The organism is Undibacterium sp. Xuan67W (assembly GCF_049340165.1).
GTDB lineage: Bacteria > Pseudomonadota > Gammaproteobacteria > Burkholderiales > Burkholderiaceae_D > Undibacterium.
In genome coordinates this window covers 63,711-82,569 of record NZ_JBMPPN010000002.1, presented here as the reverse complement: position 1 = coordinate 82,569, position 18,859 = coordinate 63,711, and the positions used below count along the sequence as shown (strand labels likewise).

The following is an 18,859-nucleotide window of genomic DNA, read 5'->3' as shown; positions in this document are numbered from 1 at the left end:
GTACAACTTTATTCGCAGGAATATCGCTTTTGGTTTCAACAATCTCAAGATTGAGACTGATGATGCAGGGCATCAGACTTAAGGTGTACTGATTAACGTGTGCTGATTAAGACATCACCTTGCAGGCTTGCGACACCGGACTTCAGCAAATCTGCGATCAGAGAGTCGAGCAAAGGATCCAGTAGCTCATCGACAAGACGCGCCGAGGCTTGCATCAGGCGATTCTGAACTAAGGATTGCCTGATCTGAAGGAGCGGCAATTGCTGCGACTCCAGGAGCTGAAAAGCGATCATGACTTTAAGCGCATTCCGCGCATTGCGTCTGGGATCGGCGGATAAATACGCAAGCCGGCTGCGGGCACGATCGATCGCATCTGACACGTCACTAAACGGCGCGCCATGACCGGGAATGACGATACGGACATCGAGTCTCTCGATCAAATCCAGCACTGCAGCCTGCTCGGCAAAACCCGACTCAGCTTCCAGCTCGGGGAAAATAACGCCAAAACCGTTTTGCCACAATGCATCCGCAGAAATGAGTATCGCCTCGCTGGCGCAGTACAACATAAATGAGTGAGGATCATGCCCTGGTGCAGCCATTGCCTGCCATGATAAACCGCCCAGATGCAGCTGCTGACCGTGGGACAGGATGCCATCAAACGTGAACCGCTGGCAACGCTGTCCAGTCGCACTGAAGGTCAATGCGTCGTCATCCCATGCAGCGACCGCTGCGGCATCTGCCTCCGGAATCAGAGTATGGCAGCGATAAGTATGTTGCAATATTGCGTTGCCACCGCAATGATCGGAATGCAGATGGGTGTTGATCAGCAGATCGAGTGGCCGCGCTTGCAGTGCATGCCGCACTAGCGCCAGCGTCTGATCAGCATGGGTCATATAGCCGCTATCAACCAGCGCAGCAGATGCAGAATCAGACGCGTCATCAATGAATAAAATATTATTCGACGACAGCCAGCCCCGCTCGAATACCTGCATGCTGGCAGGCAGTTCTGGTACTTGTGCGGCTGATGTTGACATAGAGGTCGTCGCTTATTTTGGCTTGATTAATTAATCGGAACTAAGTGATCTGAACTAAATAATCTGAACTGCCTGATCTGAATTGTTGAGTTGTTTGGGTTGTTTCATTTTTTTAAAAAAATCTGAACAAGATCTAGCCTAACCCGGCTCAAACATACGCTGTTTAATCTCGATCCAGACGCGTCGCTTAGTATCATTGCTGGCGCGGCTCCACATCGTGATCTCATCAATGCTACGAAAGCAGCCAACGCACCAGCTCCGCTTCTCATTCATTTTACAGATACCAACGCAAGGCGACGGTACTTCATTGACGGCGGCCTGTGCGCTCGTCGGATCGTAATCGTACAAAATACTCATCAGACGGCCCTCAAGGCGATATCTGCCACCGGTGCCTGCGTCATCGCAATCAATTGTGCGGGCGTCAGTTTGAACACAGCATGCGGATGTCCGGCTGCGGCCCAGACTGCGGCGTATTGCAGCAAGTCCTGGTCGATCAGCATAACTGTTTTTTCGACGTGTCCAATAGGACAGACGCCACCAATTGCATAGCCAATTTTTTCTTTCACGAACTTCGCATCAGCCTTGCCCAATGGGCCGACAAGTGCTGCGACTTTGGCCTCATCGACACGATTGCTACCGCTGGCAACCACCATCACAGCGGCATTATCGGATAAGCGGCGAAAAACAATCGATTTGGCAATTTCGGCGACACTGCAACCGAGACCGGCAGCGGCCTCGGCAGACGTCCTGCCAGTTTCCGGTAGCATGACGACGCTGTGATCATGAGCGAGTTGTTGTAGCAAAGCGGCGACGCGCTGTGCTGTATCTGGAAGCGTAGGATGTGATGACATAGTAATTAATTAAACCGAAGTTTCCATTCGACGCACCACAGGTAGACGGGTGTACAGCTACTACGGAGTGCTGATGGCGAATTTTGCTCATCATCTTAAATCGTATTGAAAAACTCCGGCAGAAACGGAAGAGTATGTTTATAACACAGCATGCAGTGCCATGCTCAGGAGTGAGGGAAGGGTTCTGGGATAATCTTGAAAAGCTGCACTAATGCGTTGATACGCTGATGCACTTATTCCATGGTGACCGGAGCACCGGCCCAGCTTTGCAGGAGCAACAGGTGTTCCGGTGCAAAGTCAAAATATTTCATACCGGAGCGATATTCGTTACCGCTTAAAATATTATAGCGAACCGTCGCCTTGCAGACGACCTGCGTACGTTGCGAAGCATCGCGCTTCGATGGTACTTCCATCATGATCTGATACGTCTGTCCTTCCTTCAGAACATGAGCGCATTGCAGTTGTATACCTGCCATCGTGAAATCCAGAATTTTAGCCGCAACAATATTGCCGGGCGCGAGCTGAACTGCAGCACGCCAGGAAACTTTAGATCGGGGATTAGAACGAGAGTCACTCATACCACAAACACAGATATCAAACTAGATGTGCAAAAAAACCAGAACCAGAATTAATCATGCGATTAATCTGCAGCGAATTACGGTGTGCGGATTGTACCAAATTTCCGCAATGCAAGATGATTGAATCATGACTATTTAAGGTTCAGCTTAACTTGCCAGCAAGTAAATTCTTCGTTTTGAAAAACGTAAGTTAGTAAAAATTAGTGCGATTGAATGATACTTAATTTATGCAATTGGCTTTTTCTTTAACCAGGCTGCCGCTCCCGCGCCTGCTCGTCTACCCGTCGCAAAACAAGCGGTTAGTAAATAACCACCAGTGGGCGCCTCCCAATCCAACATTTCACCAGCACAGAAAAGTCCTGGTAACTCATTCAACATCATTTGCTCGTTAAGCGCCTCAAATCGGACGCCTCCAGCACTGCTAATCGCCTCATCAATCGGTCGTGCTGCATTTAACACTAACGGCAGTGCTTTGATCGCGGCGGCCAGTAGAGCTGGTTGCTGATATTGATCCATCGCCAAGCACTCGCGTAACAAACCTATTTTCAATGCATCAAGCCCAACTTTCGACTGTAGGTGGCTTGAAATCGAGCGGGACCCGCGTGGATGCGTGACTTCTTGCAAAATACGCTCGGTACTTTTACCCGGTGCCAGATCGAGATGCAGCAGCGCTTTGCCCTGGCTCGCAATCCGGTTGCGTATCAAGGCCGACAGCGCATAAATCAAGCTACCTTCTACACCGCCGTCAGTAACGACAAACTGTCCCTGACGTACTAACGAAGTGCCATCGTCCTGCCCGAACTGCACGGCAACCGTCATCAGCGCCTGACCTGCAAATCGGTGCCGGAAGTAGTCCGACCACGCGACATCAAAACCGCAATTTGATGGCGCCAGAGGTGCAACCGCAATACCACGTTGCTGCAGAGGCGCAACCCAGGCTCCGTCGGATCCCAGACGCGCCCAACTGCCGCCGCCCATTGCTAGCACTACGGTATCAGCGGGGACGATTTGCTCACCGTCGGGCGTCGCAAACAGATAATCATTACCGTGCCAGCCCAGCCAGCGATGACGCATATGAAACCGCACACCGGCTTGCCGCAAGCGGTGCAGCCAAGCGCGTAAGAGAGGCGCAGCTTTCATATCCACGGGGAATACACGCCCGGAACTACCGACAAAAGTCGCAATACCTAAACCATCTGCCCAAGCCCGCAATTCCTGCGCACCAAATTCTGCGAGCATCGCAGTCAGATCCGTCTGATGTTCACGATAACGTGCATGAAAAGCATCGGCTGGTTCTGAGTGGGTGAGATTCATGCCACCTTTTCCGGCCAATAAAAATTTGCGTCCGACCGATGGCATCGCGTCATAGACATCCACCTGAATACCGGCAGCTGCCATGGTTTCAGCAGCCATTAAACCGGCTGGTCCACCGCCAATTACGATAGCACCTGGCGATGCAGATCGCGTATTTTCTTCATCATTCTTCATGCGCGAATTGTAATTCTATTTCATCGTTTCAGGAATAATCTGCCAACTTGTTGGTGACACTTTTACGTAAAAAGCAAAAAGGGCAATCAGCTGCCTGATCGCCCTTCTCTCATCATTCTACTAGCGCTTTAACTCATGCCCTCAACCACATTCGAGTCGTTTATTTTGCCCAGATTCTCTGATACTGGCTGCGATAATCATTACTCGGATCAAATACGTTTTTCGGCCCGCCGTCATAAGCAATATTTTGCGCAGTCACCAGATGCACCGGTGTGATATAACCGCTGGGAGCAACATCTGAGAAGGCACGATTAAGCTCATCAACCAATTGCCAGCCATGCATAAACAGCGGCTCAGGCACAGTACCGATTTGTAATGAACTGGCACGAATACGCTTGAAAGCGCCGCTGGATCCATCGCCTGCTGACAAGCCCGATACCTTATTCGTCGCGATCAGTGCAGCAATCGCAGGGCGCTCCATCAAATCAAAATACATATCGTTCACACCGATCGCATGAGTCCATTTGGCGCCAAATTTCTTGGTCAGGTTCTCGACTACATGCTGCATTTTGGCGCCGGCTTCTGCCACCGGAACATCCTCTACGCTTAACAAACGGCAGCTTTCGCATTGTTTGATAACTTCAATAATTGCCTTTGATTTTTCGACAGAATAAGGATTTGAGGTATCTGAAAAGACCACAATGCCAGCTTTGCTGTTGGATTCCACGACACCGTACAATGCGGCGATCTGCGCAGCTTCTTTTGGATTCGATGTGATATTCGTGAACAAGCCATCAGTCGGTCCGCTCTTAACAGAAGCATGCCAGCCAACGACAGGGACTTTAGCATTCGACGCGGCAACTAAACCCTTTGCCTGACTTGCTGCGTCAACACCGGCGAGAATAATACCGTTCGGCGACATATCCAGTGCTTGACTCACGATTGCGGCGCCCTGATTGCAGCGGCCACGACAATCGATGTACAGAATTTCCCAGCCAGCACCGTTGATCGCTTCTTTCACGCCGCTAAACAGTCCGGCAATACTCGGATCGCTGAGATCGGAGGCAATGAATACGATTTTTTTCTTTTTCAATAATTTAGGGCCGTCAACCGGACCTTCCCAACGTGTCTTCAATGCGGCAGCTTTCGCTACTTTCGCATTCGCACGGCTCAGGAACTGCATGGGATTTTCCTGCGCTACAGCATCGGTAATCAGACAAAAAGCAACAAGCAACACGGTCAGGCACTTACTTTGGATAGCAGTCATGATTCTGGGTCGGTCAAGTTAAGAGGAAAAACCGGCATGTCTTTTTATTTTTTGAGACATCCGCACCACGAATGAAACTTTTTTTACAAATGCGGGACGATTATTGCAGAAAATTGTCCCAAGTAAATAGAGTTTCACTACCAAGCAGCGGCCATTGAATTTTATTTCATTTTACTGAAGCATTACTACATTATATTTGGTGAAAAGCAACATTTCCCATGATAAATACCAAAATCAGTGGTTGCAGCGCGACACAATTTTCCTGCTGACACTCACTGATTTGGTGAATATTCTGATGTAAGGACATGCCTGACCCGGCGGCGGCACAGTCTGCGGTTGTCCGCTTTATTTTTCCATTTTTATTGCTTGTTTACTGCTTGTTTATTGCTTATTTACTGCCAGTAAATATCGCCAGATCCTGATTTTGTCAGTTGGCGTTTTGCCGGGTTGCCGTACACTCTGACGTCACCGCTACCACTCAGCTGACCTTTGACTTCTTGCGTTGCCGTGATTTTGGCATCGGATGAACCGCTGAGACTGATGCTAGCCTGGTTGCTTTTCAAGCCAGCCGCATCCAGATTACCTGAGCCGCTTAATTTTGCACGCAACACTTTGGTTTGCCCCTTGACCATGACATCGCCGGAACCCATCACGCTGATGTCCACATTCTCGCAGGCAGCCAGAGCCATCTTCATATCACCGCTGCCGACAATGCTGGCCAGTACGTCCTGGAAATCACTATCAAACTGCAAGTCACCGGAACCGCGAATGGAGACATCGACTTTTTTCCCGCGAAAACCCTTCACACTTGCATCACCGCTCCCCTGCATCTGCAATTTTTCCAGTGCAGGCAAGGCCATCTCTACCTGCAACGGCTGACGGATCATAACGAACATGCCGCGGGTACCGATGTATAAGGTATTGCCTTCGATCCGGGTGGTCACACGTGACAGCATCGAGGGTTCGCCACGCACCATCAGTTCCGGTATGGCCGCCTGTCTGAGTACCAGATCAATAGGGCCATTCATGACGATATTGACGACACTGCCATCGATGGTACGCACTTCACTTGACACAGAGGCGCTGGAGCTGGCAGCGGGAGTTCCTGCATGGGCCCGCATTACCGCCGTGCTGATGGCAATCAGGACGATGGCCATCAACAACATTCCTACCGCGGTTTTAACTAATTTTTTCATGATGATTCTCCTTTAAGGATTAATTCAATCAAGCATTCGCTGGAATACGAAGCAAAGATATATTCCATTGCAGGTAGTTTTTAAAACCAACGAAGGTATATCGGGTCATCAGCAAACTCAGTAAGAGTAGAACGATGCCACTCAGCAAAATACCTATGCCCTGAATAGCGTTATAGTGGCGTAATTTATTTTCTACGTTGACTTCGACACGACCAGGCGCAACTGTCGACACACTGGCGGACGCCACCTCAGCGCCGCCGAGCACGGCGATGGCGACAGGCTTACCGGCGGTAGTTGCTGATGCTGAGGCGGATGTTGCGCTAGCAGGAGTTTTTTCCAGATTTTTTCCTTGTACTTTTTCTTGTGCTTTCTCTTGTATTTTTTCCTGTCCTTCAACTACGATGCCGGAGGACGAAATATCAACCTTGAATCCATCATTCGAGCGAGAATGAATGCGTACGTCGTCGCCATCGTCCACCATGACTTCATAGCGATGCGAAGGCATATTGACTTTGAAATGTTCCACGCCCGACAAGCTGCCTGCGGTAATCACGATACCCGCAACATAAAAAACCATTGAAGCAACAAATGCGGTGAATAACATGCTGGCGTAGACCATCGCCGGAATAATCATGAAGAAGTTAAACACCATCACGCCGATCAGAGATACAAACAGGGCAGCGAGATTGGATGGACTGGCTTGCTGTTTAAATGCATCCAGACGCTGTTTGCTGCGCTTCTGTGCTGCAACCAACTGAGGACTTGGCAAGCTGGCCGCAACTTGTTCCTCGGTGCGTCCGCCCATCATCGCGTTGACGAATTTCGCTTCGTAATCCCACATCGTTTCTTCAATCACGATGGCAGGCAAACCCTCAAGGGCTTGCTTCAGTGAATTCATATAATCGGCTTTGTTCATGTCTTATCTCCCTAATCACTTTGTGATGAATACCTCATCGAATTGAGGCAAATTGGATTGCGTAGGGTGACTTTAAGCAAATGCCAGAGGCAAGACCAGCAGGATGCGACAGTGCGCAGAAATGGGGGAACAGATGGCAGGGATCAGCGACAGAATGAGTGCGTTCGAGCGCTCTTAGTAGGCTAAGCCAGCGATGATAGTCCTACAGATGCTGGCGACGGGCAGTATTAATTCTTGCAATCCTTCCGTAAGCCACATCACCAGAAGTATAAATATATGTCCGTGTTGAGATTTCATGGTTAAAAGAATGTGCAAACAATATTTTTGTCATAATCTAATACCAGCGCGCCCCAAAAGTATGGCCCCCAAATTAACTAGACTATGCACTATCGCAGCACATGCGAAACCATACCAAAATGACTTTTCTTTCCATTTTAAATACATGGACGAAAAGACAAAAAATGACCAAAAAGTCCCAACAAACCAAAATGGAACTGCCAATGCATGCAATCCCCCCCACGCTACCGAAGATAAAAGCGCAATACGATTTTTATCCACAGTGATTTGAGATAGTAACGAAATCCCTACCGCAAGAACGAAGGTCTCAATAATTGGGCCTAAAATCATCGCCATAAAAATCGATACATTTGGATTTGGATCCGGAGGCAACTGCCAGCCAGGAACGGTCAACTTCAGTAATTCATTTGTTACATAAACAAAAGTAAGGGAGGGAAAAAAAGCAACTGGAAATGCAAATAAGCACGAACGAACAAATGTCTTATGTTCAAAAGAAAATACAAAATACTTCAAATCAAATGCCCCCCGATAATTGCCGTCATAAAAGTAATTAGCAGCTATTTTTACATGTAGATCAAACAACTACCCGTACACAAGCTAGCGACGGGCAGCATTGCGTCTTGCAATCCAGGCATCTACTACAGCGCTGGCCTCCGCCGGATTATGCAAACCAAGCTTAGTACGGCGCCACAATATATCTTGTGCCGTACATGCCCACTCGTAGTTCAGCAAATACTCGGCTTCGGCCTCATATAAGCCTTCAACAATCTGCTGTCCCATGGCGGCCAGAGACTGTCGGCCCACCAGCAGCTTGCGGATACGTGTGCCGTAAGCGCGGGCATATCGGTGCAATAGCGCGGGAGGAAGCCAGGGATATTCGTCAACGAGTTGATGAATGAAGTGATCAAATTCGAGGACTGCGCGGTTGTCTGGCCGGCTGGTAAAAATATCGCCGCCTGGCAAGCATGCACCGGCCGTCCACGCAGACGGATGCGGCTTGTCGCTCGCGATGACAGGCATCAGCATGTCGACGGCCTCTTCTGCGAGTTTGCGAAACGTCGTTATCTTGCCGCCGAACACCGTCAGCATGGGCGCGTCAGTATTGGATAATTCCAGACGATAATCGCGCGTAATCGCTTTGGCATCTACACTGCCATCATCCACCAGCGGACGCACGCCCGCATAAGACCACAGCACATCCTCAGGCTGAATGCTCTGCTGAAAATACAAACTGCTCAGCTCACACAAATACTGAGTTTCGTCCGGCTCAATCGCAACCTGATTGATATCGCCGTGATAATCAATATCGGTGGTACCGATCAGCGTAAAGTCGTTCTGATAAGGAATCGCAAACACAATCCGGCCATCGGGATGCTGAAAAATATAGGCATATGGATGCTCGAACAAGCGTTTGACGACGATATGACTGCCCTTGATCAGACGTAAGGTTTTACCTGCCTGATCGGGAGCGACCATCTGCTGAAATTGTGCCGCCCAGGAGCCGCTCGCATTGACCAGACTCTTCGCACGTATCGTCGTCAGCCGGCCGTCGTCACCACGTAATTCGGCCAGCCATAGACCGTTGTCTCGCTTTGCAGACAAACAAACTGTGCGCGTAAGGACCGTCGCACCACGCTCTGCCGCATCCATCGCATTCAATACGACAAGGCGGGCATCATCGACCCAGCCGTCGGAATACTCAAATCCCCGGACCAGATGTTGCTGTAGCGGGACTCCGGCAAGATGCTGATGAAGTTTGATGGCGAATGATGACGGGAGCAATTCGCGAGGTGCCAGATAATCATATAAAAATAACCCAACCCGCAACATCCATGCGGGTCTCAGGCCTTTCATATGGGGCATGACGAAGCGTAATGGCGTAATAATGTGGGGAGCAGACCGCAATAAAACTTCGCGCTCAATCAGCGATTTTCTGACCAGTCCGAATTCGTAATACTCGAGGTAGCGCAGACCGCCGTGAATTAATTTAGAGGAAGCCGATGAGGTATGTGAGGCAAGGTCATCTTTCTCGCACAGCACCACTGACAGTCCACGTCCGGCAGCATCCCTTGCGATCCCAGCACCATTGATACCTCCGCCGACGACCAAAACGTCATACTCGATTATCGTGGGAGGACTGGACAAAGGATTCATGACAGATGACAAGTTACGCCTTCTCTACCCGATTGCGACCATTATGTTTAGCGCGGTATAGAGCAGAGTCAGCGCGGGTCATCATGGCTTTCAGGTCGTCACCGCTTTGAACGTGAGTAACGCCAAAACTCATGGTGATATGCAAGCCTCCTGCAACACGGGACCAGTCAAACGATTCAATCGTTTTACGAATACGTTCACAGGCTTCCACCGATTGAGCTGTCCTGTCCAATACCAGGGCAAACTCCTCACCGCCGATACGGGCTGCAAGATCGCCAGAGCGCAGACAGGACTGTATCAAATGTCCGATCTCACGTAAAACATCATCACCGACCAGATGTGAAAACCCGTCATTAACCTTTTTAAAATGATCAATATCGCACATGACAAAGGCGACATTGCTCGCTCGGCCAGTCAGACGTTGCAACATTTTCTCTTCAAGGGCTCGACGATTCGGCAAACCCGTTAAGGTATCTTCATGCACCTGCACACGCAACGTACGATTGAAATCCTCCAACTGATCCACTCGCGTTTTATGAACGCTCGCCTCTTTTTGCGCCCGTTCCAGATCCATTTTTGCGGCAAAAATCTGTGCACTGATCTGGGCGCGCTGATCGCGCGATTTGAGGGTAACGCTATGGAATTCTTTGTAGACCTTCAGAGATGCATCAAACTGCTGATTAGCCTCATAAGCCGTGGACAAAATTTTCAACAAATCGCCCATAAACGGGTAATTGCCGATGTGCAGCGCAGATTCACGCGCTTCCAGCATGCATTGAATTGAGTCTGCAATCTGCCCCATGTGGAGTAGCAAAGCGCCAATACGAACTTTGATATCAAGTTCTTCTTTCGCAAAACCATGACCGGATGCGCGTACCAGCCCTGCCCCCAACTCATCAAGGGCGATGCTATAAAATCCCCGTTCTTCCAGCGCATGCGCCAACGTCTCAGTCGCCAGTAACTGCGTTCGCAACAGCGAACTTGTCTGTGCGTGCTCAAGCGACTCACGCCCTAACCGGATTGCCTCATCGAGCATGCCAAGCGGCGGCAATGCCTTGTCTTCTCTCAGGGTTTCAAAATAAATGACAAGATTGTCCGCCCAATTATTTTTAACGCGCGCCAGACCACCCTGGTCATTGTTCGATTCACATAAATCAAGCGCCTCTGCATACATCTGCGCACCACGCTCAAACTGTTGTGTGTAGGTGAAGATCAAACCCAACGTGATAAGTATCTGGGCGAATTTTTTAGGGCTATCGACTTCACGACCTATCGCCAGTGCTTTCTCACCGTACTGCAACGCGCTGTGGGTATCGCCGAAGATGACAAAGGTTCTGGCTAAACCGTGAAATACATCTGCTTTCAACGACATACTATCGCTGCGATCGGCGAATTCGAGAGCGGATTCAAAGTCACGTATGCCCAGAGGATCATTGAGCATGAGGCGGCAATTACCAAGCTTACAGTAGAGATCGCCCAGTAATTTGGGATCGGTGTAGCGATCTGTTCGCCTGATCGCCTCGAGTAACACCATGATTGACTTAGCAGGTTGACTTTCAACCATAGCATCTGTCTGCTGACTTAACACAGACATGGCATGATCAAGATCAGTGGCAGGCAAATCAAATCGATTCGACAAAATGTCACTCCAGTTTGTCAGCAAAAAAGGCTTACTATCGCTAACATAGTAAGCCATTCTTGATAAAAAATTGCAGCTTTTATATTTTTACACGTCACCGACAGTCTGACGATTCAGCAAACTTAAGCTGCTGCGTTCAACAGATCCATCATTGCCTGATCAATTTTCATTGCCCTGGCTGGCGGGATAACCAGTGTCGTAATAGGTTTTACATTTGCATGTGGCAAGTCACCAAGGCACAACCGATCGATACGAGTTTGTTCCAGTGGATGCGTGGCGGCCTCATACAAAATCACTTCGTGATCAAGCGGATAGTCTCGTGCTAGCTTGTCTACCAATAACTGCAAACGCTGGGTACTGGTATCAAAACGCTTCAGGCTCAAATCGCCGGCAATACCCGGTTGCCACAGGATCAACAAGGCGGTTGGATCAAGACAACGCTCATAGATCATGAATTGCGTGGTCTCCATCGATTGCATTCCCGTTTTGGCCGGATCAATACCAATATCGGCAACCAGACAATCCTCGGCAGAAATACCCGGTTCCATATGGGCACTGAATCCCTCAGCCCGCGCATCCGCAATCGCCATATGCGAGATACAGGCAAAAATCCCAGGATGCCCATAAAATGCGGCACACACATTTTTACCTGCCCGCAACTCAGCCAGAATCGTGTCTGCCATACGACGATAGGTATCTCGACGGTCTTTACCCTCCTCATCACAGTCAGAGTAATAACCCAACAGGCACACGTATTCCTTCGCAATGCCTTGCAACCATTTACGCGCAAAAATATTTGGTACCGCAGCAACAACCACATCACAAGTTTCAACATAACTCTGGGCTATCGGTGTTAATTGCCCGGCCATGCGCATACCTGTGCCGACGCAGACCAGCTTTCCTTTTTTTGAATTTTGCATTGATTGCTTTAGTGTAAATTATTGACAAATCGAGACGCGATTGCGTCCGTCGGATTTCGATACGTATAACGCCTTATCAGCGGCTGCCAACATATCCTCAAAACTGGTAGTGCCGTGCGCTACTCGAGTGGCAACACCGAAGCTCGCGGAAATCGGGAAGCGATAACCACTTGGGTTGGTATCGATCTCCATAATTGCAACACGGCAGCGATCCGCCAGCGCGATAGTCTCTTCTTCACTTGCACCTGGGGCACAGATAACAAACTCCTCGCCACCGAGGCGACCGAATAGATCTTTTTTCCCAAGTAAAGCTTTAATTTTTTCAGCCACAGTACGCAACACCCAGTCACCAACCGCATGACCAAAACTGTCGTTGATACGTTTAAAAAAATCCATATCAAACAGAATCACACTGACTGCTGCGTGATTAGACTGCATCGCCTGGGTTCCACTTTCAATAAAATGAGCGCGGTTACTAATCTGGGTCAGGCCATCAATCTGTGCCGTCTGGCGGAATTGATTCTTTTGTTGCCAAGTACGGATCAGCCATGCGGTCAGGATCAACAAAATCACGGAGATCAAGGTCACCAGCAAGATCAAATTTTGGTTATTCCGTTTTTCCAGTTCACGAGCAATTGCCAGAGTTTTATTTTTTTGTTCCAGCAAACTCAGTTGATTTGCTTTGTCCTGACTATCGTATTTGACGCGCTGATAAGCAATATTTTTATGCAACTGATCATCGAGAATTTTATCTTTCAGCGCGAGGCTTGTGTCGTAGTATTCGAGTGCACTGGAGAATTGTCCTTGTGCACGTTTGATAGCTGCCATTGTCTCTGCAGAACGTTCTAATAATTGAACAATATTTTGATTTTTTGCCGTCTCAAAAGCTATAAACCCATATCGTTCAGCTTGTGAATAATTCTCTAACTTCAAATATATTTTCGCTACCGCATCGTTTAGGTGAATGACGTAATCAGAACTATCATTTATTTTTTTAAATTCTATTAAAAGTGGTATCGCCATATCCAAACCTTTGGAATATTGGGACACTTTAATAGAATCAAGAGTCACTAATGCCTTTACGATCAAAACAATAATCTTACGATCATTGGCTCCGCACAAATCCTCGGTCTCTTTTACCAGCGCTAAAGCGTTGTCTCTTTTTCCACGTAAAAAATTAATGTCGATACGATCAGCAAGCGCAATACACTTTGGGAAAAAGTTATTTTCTTCTGCCTCAAGAGAGTACATACGGTCTGCATAAACCATAGATTCATCGTAGGCATGTAAAGAGTTAAGTAAAGTTATTGCTGTCTGCAGCGTGTCTATCTTTGCATTTAACTTTACCAGTTTCGGTAAGAGCAAGATGCTTTGATTCATTGCGTCTAACGCTTGTTCATATTGGCCAAGATTTGTATAACCATCGGACAATTGATAGAGAAATCTAACTTTAATTTCAGGATCTTTGACTTGAGCTATGTAAGATTCAGCCAATAAAACCCTTTCTTTATGTCGCCCTCGAAAACCTAAGAACGATGCACGTAAAATATGATACCGGTCGCTTTGTTTATGATCAAAACTCTTTACTTGTGATTCTAATTGTGCAAGCGCCTCTTCAGCTTTATTTGGTGATGTTTTTAGATTGTCTGAAACTTGCTGCAACAAGCTATCAACCGATGTAAATTCACCGGAAAAAGATGTCATGGGTAAAAAATACCCCATGACAAATATGATTGAGATTATTAATCTCACGTTAAATAACAGATAATTTTTCTATCGCAAAAAATATTTACTCATAACTAGTTTCAGTAACTTGTATAGATGGAAGGTCATCTTCACCGATGCCAAGATGTTGCGCCAATTTTGTTTTGTCGCCGGACATAAAGGCACTTTGCTCTTCGTCAGATAAGCCAAACTGATCCATTGCACCTTTCGGGTCGTTTGCATGCGCCTCACGCGCCGCTGCATCTTTATCCAGAGTATTCAGGTAATCCAATAATTTAGACATAATTACTCGCTTCAGTTGTGGAGGGGTGAATTTGTTACAACCTGGGAATTTTATAGCTTTTTGATGCAGTCAAGCCAAGTATTTTTAGCAAGTTTTGCTTTGTGTCATCTTAAATACCTATGCTCCTGCCCCCGATACAGTAATTTAGCTCGATAGTAAGGGTGAAAAGCATGTCTGATATAACGACGGTATTGCGCTCCGGTTTGGCAATCCTGTTGCGCATCTGCCTCATTTTTTGGCAATCCAAGCCAGACTATTGGCACGCAGGCTCTGAATATACAGACGGCCAGCCGTCTCGGTGACGCCAGAGGTTTCTGGGTAAACGCCCGGAGGATCTTGCATATCCTTGAGTACTTTGCCAGTCTCATCAAAGGCAACCACGTGTCCATAATCCTTGGGGACCTTCCACATTGCGCGCGGCAAGCGCAGGGTGAGCGAGCGCAACCACGGCTTGGGCGACATTTTGTCAAAATCGACGCTGCGTGGTTTGACGATGCCAACCCAGAGTTTTCCGTCTGTTCCACGCATCAGGTTGTCAGGGAAGCCCGGCAAATTATCGAGCAGTACCGACGCTCGCAGCGGATCTGGCTTGTCCTTGAGTTGCAGTTGATCTGCGTGTATCGAGAGCTTCCAGACGCGGTAGCCGGCGGTTTCACTGACGAACAGATGTTGCTCATCATGGCTCAGGGCGATGCCGTTAGAAAAGCAGAAGCCGTCAGCGATGATGCGGGCGGCTGATGTGGCGGGATCATATTCCAGCACGCGTGCAGTACAAGAGTGTTCTAAAAAATCGAGCATGCTGGCGTTCAGTACTCCGCCATATGTATTGACGCCAAAACGCTGAGTCGCATCGGTAAAGTAAATTTTGCCGTTGCGGGCAACAACGACGGCATCCACAAACTGCAACGGGATTTGTTTCACTTGTGTGACCAGCTCACTGACTTTTTTGTCCTGAGTAATCATGAGTAAGCCGCGTGATGGAATGGCAACGATCATGCGGCCCTGTGCATCAAACGCGAAACCCAATACACGCTCACCCATTGAGATCCATGTCTCCAGCTGTGTGCCGTCTGGCTCCATGCGCAAGATCGCGCCGGATGCCACCGCAGCATAAATTTTTCCATCAGGTCCGGGCAAGATATGCTCTGGGCCAGACTCTTTTCCAAGAGGAATTAATTGCAAGCCACTCAGGTCGTGATTAGCGGCATGAATACCTGTATATCCTGCGTTTGGCACTGCCTGCCACGCAACAGGTTGTATGGGCACTGGTGCTACTAACAAATAAACGAACAATACGAGAATCAAGAAGAAAATGATCATCGCGCCGCGTATCAGTATTTTTTTAAGCATGACCTTCTCCTAATTTTGCCACATGGATAGACATTGATTGCTATGATGGCATGTAAGTCATCGGCACTGCCAATCATTCTTGCTTTCAATCGACTCTTTGTTTTTACCTATGCGCACAATTCTCACACTGATATTGACGACACTCATCAGTATCCCTGTCATCACGAACGCAGAACCGTTGACGATTGCCTGGCGGATTAAACCACCGCATCAATATATCGAAAACGGAGTTGAGAAAGGGATATTGCTGGATCGTGCCAAGCAAGTATTTGCAGATGCCAAAATTGTCGTGCGCTTTTCGGAAGAGCCGGCAAAACGGATCTGGAATAATTTTGCGATCGGCACACAGAATTATTGTTCATTTGGCTGGTATCGGATTCCTGAACGCGAGACGCTGGTGCAGTTCAGCAATGTGTTTCATACAGATCCGCCACACACTTTGCTAGTTAGCCCGGTAGCGGCAGCGCAAGTGACCGCGCATAAAACACTGGGCTCGTTGCTATCCGATAGCAGCTTAACATTAGGTGTTGTCGATGGCGTGTCCTACGGCGAGGCAATTGATACCCTGATCAAGTCCAGCCAGAATAATCAGGTACGCAGCAGCGCGGCGCCGATGATCATGGCACGCATGGTCGGTGCAAACCGAGCATCGTTTATGTTTATTGACCGTGAGGATTGGGAATACTTACATGACAAGGAGGATAGCATGCGTGAGACCCTGCAAGTCGATTTGAAAGGTATGCCGCCTGGATTGAATCGCTATATTGTATGCAGCAAGGATGTCTCTGCCGAAACCATGCGGAAGATCAATCTGTCATTGGCGAAGCTTCTGGCTGTGAAGCGCTAGAACCTGCTTAGCTTAGCTTTGTCTATCTAGTCGGAACTGACGTTTATTGTGCGCGGCTACCATTACTGGCACTGAGTTTAGATTCAAAAGTGCGCAACCAGGTTAATTGCAATACCCGCGCATCGCTGCTGGCACGATGACGCGCTACATGCAGCTCTTGTTGAACCCGGTCTTTGGTTGCATGCCAGAGTGCCTGCTGCTCATCCGAGATAATTTCGCGCAAGTCTGCCAATTTGAATCTCGGTACTTTATCAGCGGCATCAAACAAGCGCGCCATCCAGACATAATCCTGCGCCCAACCGTCGGTGTAGACCGTATAGCCACTTAAGAAATAATTGAGCTGATCGGCGACATAGCCTGCTGAGCGACCCCGCTCAACTAAGACTTCACGGGGAATATGATGCACTTTCGCAGCATCAGTATCCCAATGATCCCAATCGTCTTCCGGACGAATCAAGGTACACCACCCCTCACCATGCCGGCCAGAGAATCCGACCTCAATAGGATAACTGCCCTTACCAAATCCTGAGGCTTCAAAATCGATAATGATGGGCACGGTCATCATCACTGGCTCCTGTGGGGTGTAGGACCTTAAATAAAAAAACATCTACGGCAAAGTGAGGATGAATATTGCCGGATAGGTTCAGTTGTAATTTGATCAGCCCGGCTAACCTCATCAGCGCAAATCCGATCAGAGCTTAAAACTGCCGATTTTTCCTCATTTTGCTCTATTTAAATCTCTTTGCAAGGCAAATTCAGAGATTTAGCCGAATCAACAACATTCAACCGCGGTTTTCCATTTCGCTGGAATCAAACCGTAACAACTTAAGTCAAAGACTGCATCAAAGGAATTAATAGCGCATCGCCGTAACACCGTCACCATTTGTGTGCCGGTGTTGAAATAAAAATTCCACGCTTAATGCTCGTGATGCGCCGGCTTTCTGATCTGCACCTCAATCTGTCCCGCGTTTTTTTCGTCCGTTGACTTTGTCGATTCTCGCTTTGGGTCTTGCAAAGGGCCAGTCCACTCGTATGCCTGCGATCCTTTTGGCTGTTGATACCAGCCCGGATCTTTGTAGTCACCGGCTGCCTGGTTTTTACGTACTTTGAGCACGCTGAACATTCCTCCCATACCCAAAGAACCGAATGGCCCGTCCCCGCCCATCATAGGTGCCGTATTGTGCGGCAAAGGCATCTGCATTTGCGCCATGTCGGCCATGCCCTCAGATCCCATCGTCATATAGCCGGGTATCAGATTCGTCATTTTTTCGGCGAGATCAGCATGCGGCACACCGATCATATTCGGTACATCGTGGCCCATCGCGTTCATGGTGTGATGCGATTTGTGGCAATGAAAAGCCCAGTCTCCCTCCTCATCGGCGACAAACTCTATCTGGCGCATCTGTCCAACTGCAATATCCGTTGTCACTTCAGGCCAGCGAGCCGTTTTTGGAATCGCGCCACCGTCAGTACCCGTGACCTGAAATTCGTGTCCATGAATATGGATCGGATGATTCGTCATGCTGAGATTACCAACTCGGATTCGGACCTTGTCATTTTTACGAACGACCAGCGGGTCGATGCCCGGAAAAATCCGGCTATTCCACGTCCAGAGATTAAATTCCGTCATGGTCGTCACCTTCGGTGTGTAACTACCGGGATCGATATCGTAGGCATTCAAGAGAAACACGAAATCTCTGTCGACTGCATCAATCAAAGCATGTTTTTCTTTAGGGTGAGTAATCCAGCTGCCCATCATTCCCATCGCCATTTGTACCATTTCATCCGCATGCGGATGATACATAAAGGTTCCCGGACGACGAGCGATAAATTCGTACACAAAGGTTTTTCCCGGAGGAATCGCAGGCTGAGTTAAACCAGTGACGCCGTCCATACCGTTGGGCAACCGCTGGCCATGCCAGTGGACACTGGTGTGTTCCGGTAACTTGTTAGTGACAAAAATCCTGACACGATCACCTTCGACCACTTCAATCGTCGGTCCCGGCGACTGTCCGTTATAGCCCCAAAGATGTGCAGTAAAACCCGGTGCCATTTCGCGTATCACTGGCTCTGCCACCAGGTGAAATTCTTTAATCCCCTGGTTCATACGCCATGGCAAAGTCCAGCCGTTCAGAGTCAACACAGGATTGTATGGTCTGCCATTCTTCGGCATTAAAGGGGGCATCGACTCCGCACTCTGGTGACTGACCGCTTCAGGTAATGCAGCCATCGCTACGCGACTGACAGCAGTAGCGCTGGCAGCAGCTGTAATTGCACTCGCTACTTTAAAAAAATCTCTTCTCGAAGTCATAGT

The 18,859-nt window shown here is 48.5% G+C and carries 18 protein-coding genes; 1 reads left to right on the top strand and 17 read right to left on the bottom strand.

Going from position 1 to position 18,859, the window contains the following annotated elements; genetic code table 11:
- Positions 1 to 92 precede the first annotated feature (92 nt).
- The 15 genes from ACO0LE_RS02110 to ACO0LE_RS02040 form a co-directional block, all read right to left on the bottom strand.
- Positions 93 to 1,034: an MBL fold metallo-hydrolase gene (locus ACO0LE_RS02110; RefSeq protein ID WP_422958768.1), complete on the bottom strand. Its 942-nt coding sequence runs from the start codon at positions 1,032 to 1,034 to the stop codon at positions 93 to 95.
- Between the two features lie 138 nt (positions 1,035 to 1,172).
- Positions 1,173 to 1,391: a DUF1289 domain-containing protein gene (locus ACO0LE_RS02105; RefSeq protein ID WP_422958767.1), complete on the bottom strand. Its 219-nt coding sequence runs from the start codon at positions 1,389 to 1,391 to the stop codon at positions 1,173 to 1,175.
- Positions 1,391 to 1,885 (bottom strand): YbaK/EbsC family protein, encoded by a 495-nt coding sequence (locus ACO0LE_RS02100; protein ID WP_422958766.1) that lies wholly within the window; start codon positions 1,883 to 1,885, stop codon positions 1,391 to 1,393. Before ACO0LE_RS02100 ends, ACO0LE_RS02105 begins: the two co-directional genes overlap by 1 nt.
- Before the next feature lie 233 nt (positions 1,886 to 2,118).
- Complete coding sequence (locus ACO0LE_RS02095) at positions 2,119 to 2,463, bottom strand: hypothetical protein (RefSeq protein WP_422958765.1); 345 nt, start codon at positions 2,461 to 2,463, stop codon at positions 2,119 to 2,121.
- Between the two features lie 225 nt (positions 2,464 to 2,688).
- Positions 2,689 to 3,951 (bottom strand): TIGR03862 family flavoprotein, encoded by a 1,263-nt coding sequence (locus ACO0LE_RS02090; protein WP_422958764.1) that lies wholly within the window; start codon positions 3,949 to 3,951, stop codon positions 2,689 to 2,691.
- Between the two features lie 160 nt (positions 3,952 to 4,111).
- Positions 4,112 to 5,218, bottom strand: coding sequence for a substrate-binding domain-containing protein (locus ACO0LE_RS02085; RefSeq protein WP_422958763.1), 1,107 nt, complete (start codon positions 5,216 to 5,218; stop codon positions 4,112 to 4,114).
- A gap of 392 nt (positions 5,219 to 5,610) precedes the next feature.
- Positions 5,611 to 6,414: a head GIN domain-containing protein gene (locus ACO0LE_RS02080; RefSeq protein ID WP_422958762.1), complete on the bottom strand. Its 804-nt coding sequence runs from the start codon at positions 6,412 to 6,414 to the stop codon at positions 5,611 to 5,613.
- A gap of 28 nt (positions 6,415 to 6,442) precedes the next feature.
- Positions 6,443 to 7,330: a DUF1700 domain-containing protein gene (locus tag ACO0LE_RS02075; RefSeq protein ID WP_422958761.1), complete on the bottom strand. Its 888-nt coding sequence runs from the start codon at positions 7,328 to 7,330 to the stop codon at positions 6,443 to 6,445.
- Between the two features lie 327 nt (positions 7,331 to 7,657).
- Positions 7,658 to 8,209, bottom strand: a complete 552-nt coding sequence (locus ACO0LE_RS02070; RefSeq protein WP_422958760.1) for a hypothetical protein — start codon at positions 8,207 to 8,209, stop codon at positions 7,658 to 7,660.
- A 15-nt stretch (positions 8,210 to 8,224) separates the two neighbouring features.
- Complete coding sequence (gene glpD / locus ACO0LE_RS02065; protein ID WP_422958759.1) at positions 8,225 to 9,772, bottom strand: glycerol-3-phosphate dehydrogenase; 1,548 nt, start codon at positions 9,770 to 9,772, stop codon at positions 8,225 to 8,227.
- Positions 9,773 to 9,794: 22 nt separating this feature from the next.
- Positions 9,795 to 11,420 (bottom strand): diguanylate cyclase domain-containing protein, encoded by a 1,626-nt coding sequence (locus tag ACO0LE_RS02060; RefSeq protein WP_422958758.1) that lies wholly within the window; start codon positions 11,418 to 11,420, stop codon positions 9,795 to 9,797.
- Between the two features lie 122 nt (positions 11,421 to 11,542).
- Positions 11,543 to 12,340 (bottom strand): SAM-dependent methyltransferase, encoded by a 798-nt coding sequence (locus tag ACO0LE_RS02055; RefSeq protein ID WP_422958757.1) that lies wholly within the window; start codon positions 12,338 to 12,340, stop codon positions 11,543 to 11,545.
- Positions 12,341 to 12,358: 18 nt separating this feature from the next.
- Entirely contained in the window at positions 12,359 to 14,044 is a 1,686-nt protein-coding gene (locus ACO0LE_RS02050) for a GGDEF domain-containing protein (RefSeq protein ID WP_422958756.1), read from the bottom strand.
- A gap of 85 nt (positions 14,045 to 14,129) precedes the next feature.
- On the bottom strand, positions 14,130 to 14,348 hold the full coding sequence (locus ACO0LE_RS02045) for a hypothetical protein (RefSeq protein WP_422958755.1): 219 nt from the start codon (positions 14,346 to 14,348) through the stop codon (positions 14,130 to 14,132).
- A gap of 228 nt (positions 14,349 to 14,576) precedes the next feature.
- Positions 14,577 to 15,698: an SMP-30/gluconolactonase/LRE family protein gene (locus tag ACO0LE_RS02040; RefSeq protein ID WP_422958754.1), complete on the bottom strand. Its 1,122-nt coding sequence runs from the start codon at positions 15,696 to 15,698 to the stop codon at positions 14,577 to 14,579.
- Between the two features lie 109 nt (positions 15,699 to 15,807).
- Between ACO0LE_RS02040 and ACO0LE_RS02035 the strand changes: the two genes are divergently transcribed.
- The gene (locus ACO0LE_RS02035) at positions 15,808 to 16,545 is read left to right on the top strand and encodes a hypothetical protein (protein WP_422958753.1); all 738 of its coding nucleotides are present in this window, start codon (positions 15,808 to 15,810) and stop codon (positions 16,543 to 16,545) included.
- Positions 16,546 to 16,588: 43 nt separating this feature from the next.
- On the opposite strand, the gene ACO0LE_RS02030 is transcribed toward ACO0LE_RS02035, so the two are convergent.
- Together ACO0LE_RS02030 and ACO0LE_RS02025 are read right to left on the bottom strand one after the other, a co-directional pair.
- Positions 16,589 to 17,110, bottom strand: coding sequence for a hypothetical protein (locus ACO0LE_RS02030; protein WP_422958752.1), 522 nt, complete (start codon positions 17,108 to 17,110; stop codon positions 16,589 to 16,591).
- 351 nt (positions 17,111 to 17,461) lie between these two features.
- On the bottom strand, positions 17,462 to 18,856 hold the full coding sequence (locus tag ACO0LE_RS02025; RefSeq protein ID WP_422958751.1) for a multicopper oxidase family protein: 1,395 nt from the start codon (positions 18,854 to 18,856) through the stop codon (positions 17,462 to 17,464).
- Positions 18,857 to 18,859 lie beyond the last annotated feature (3 nt).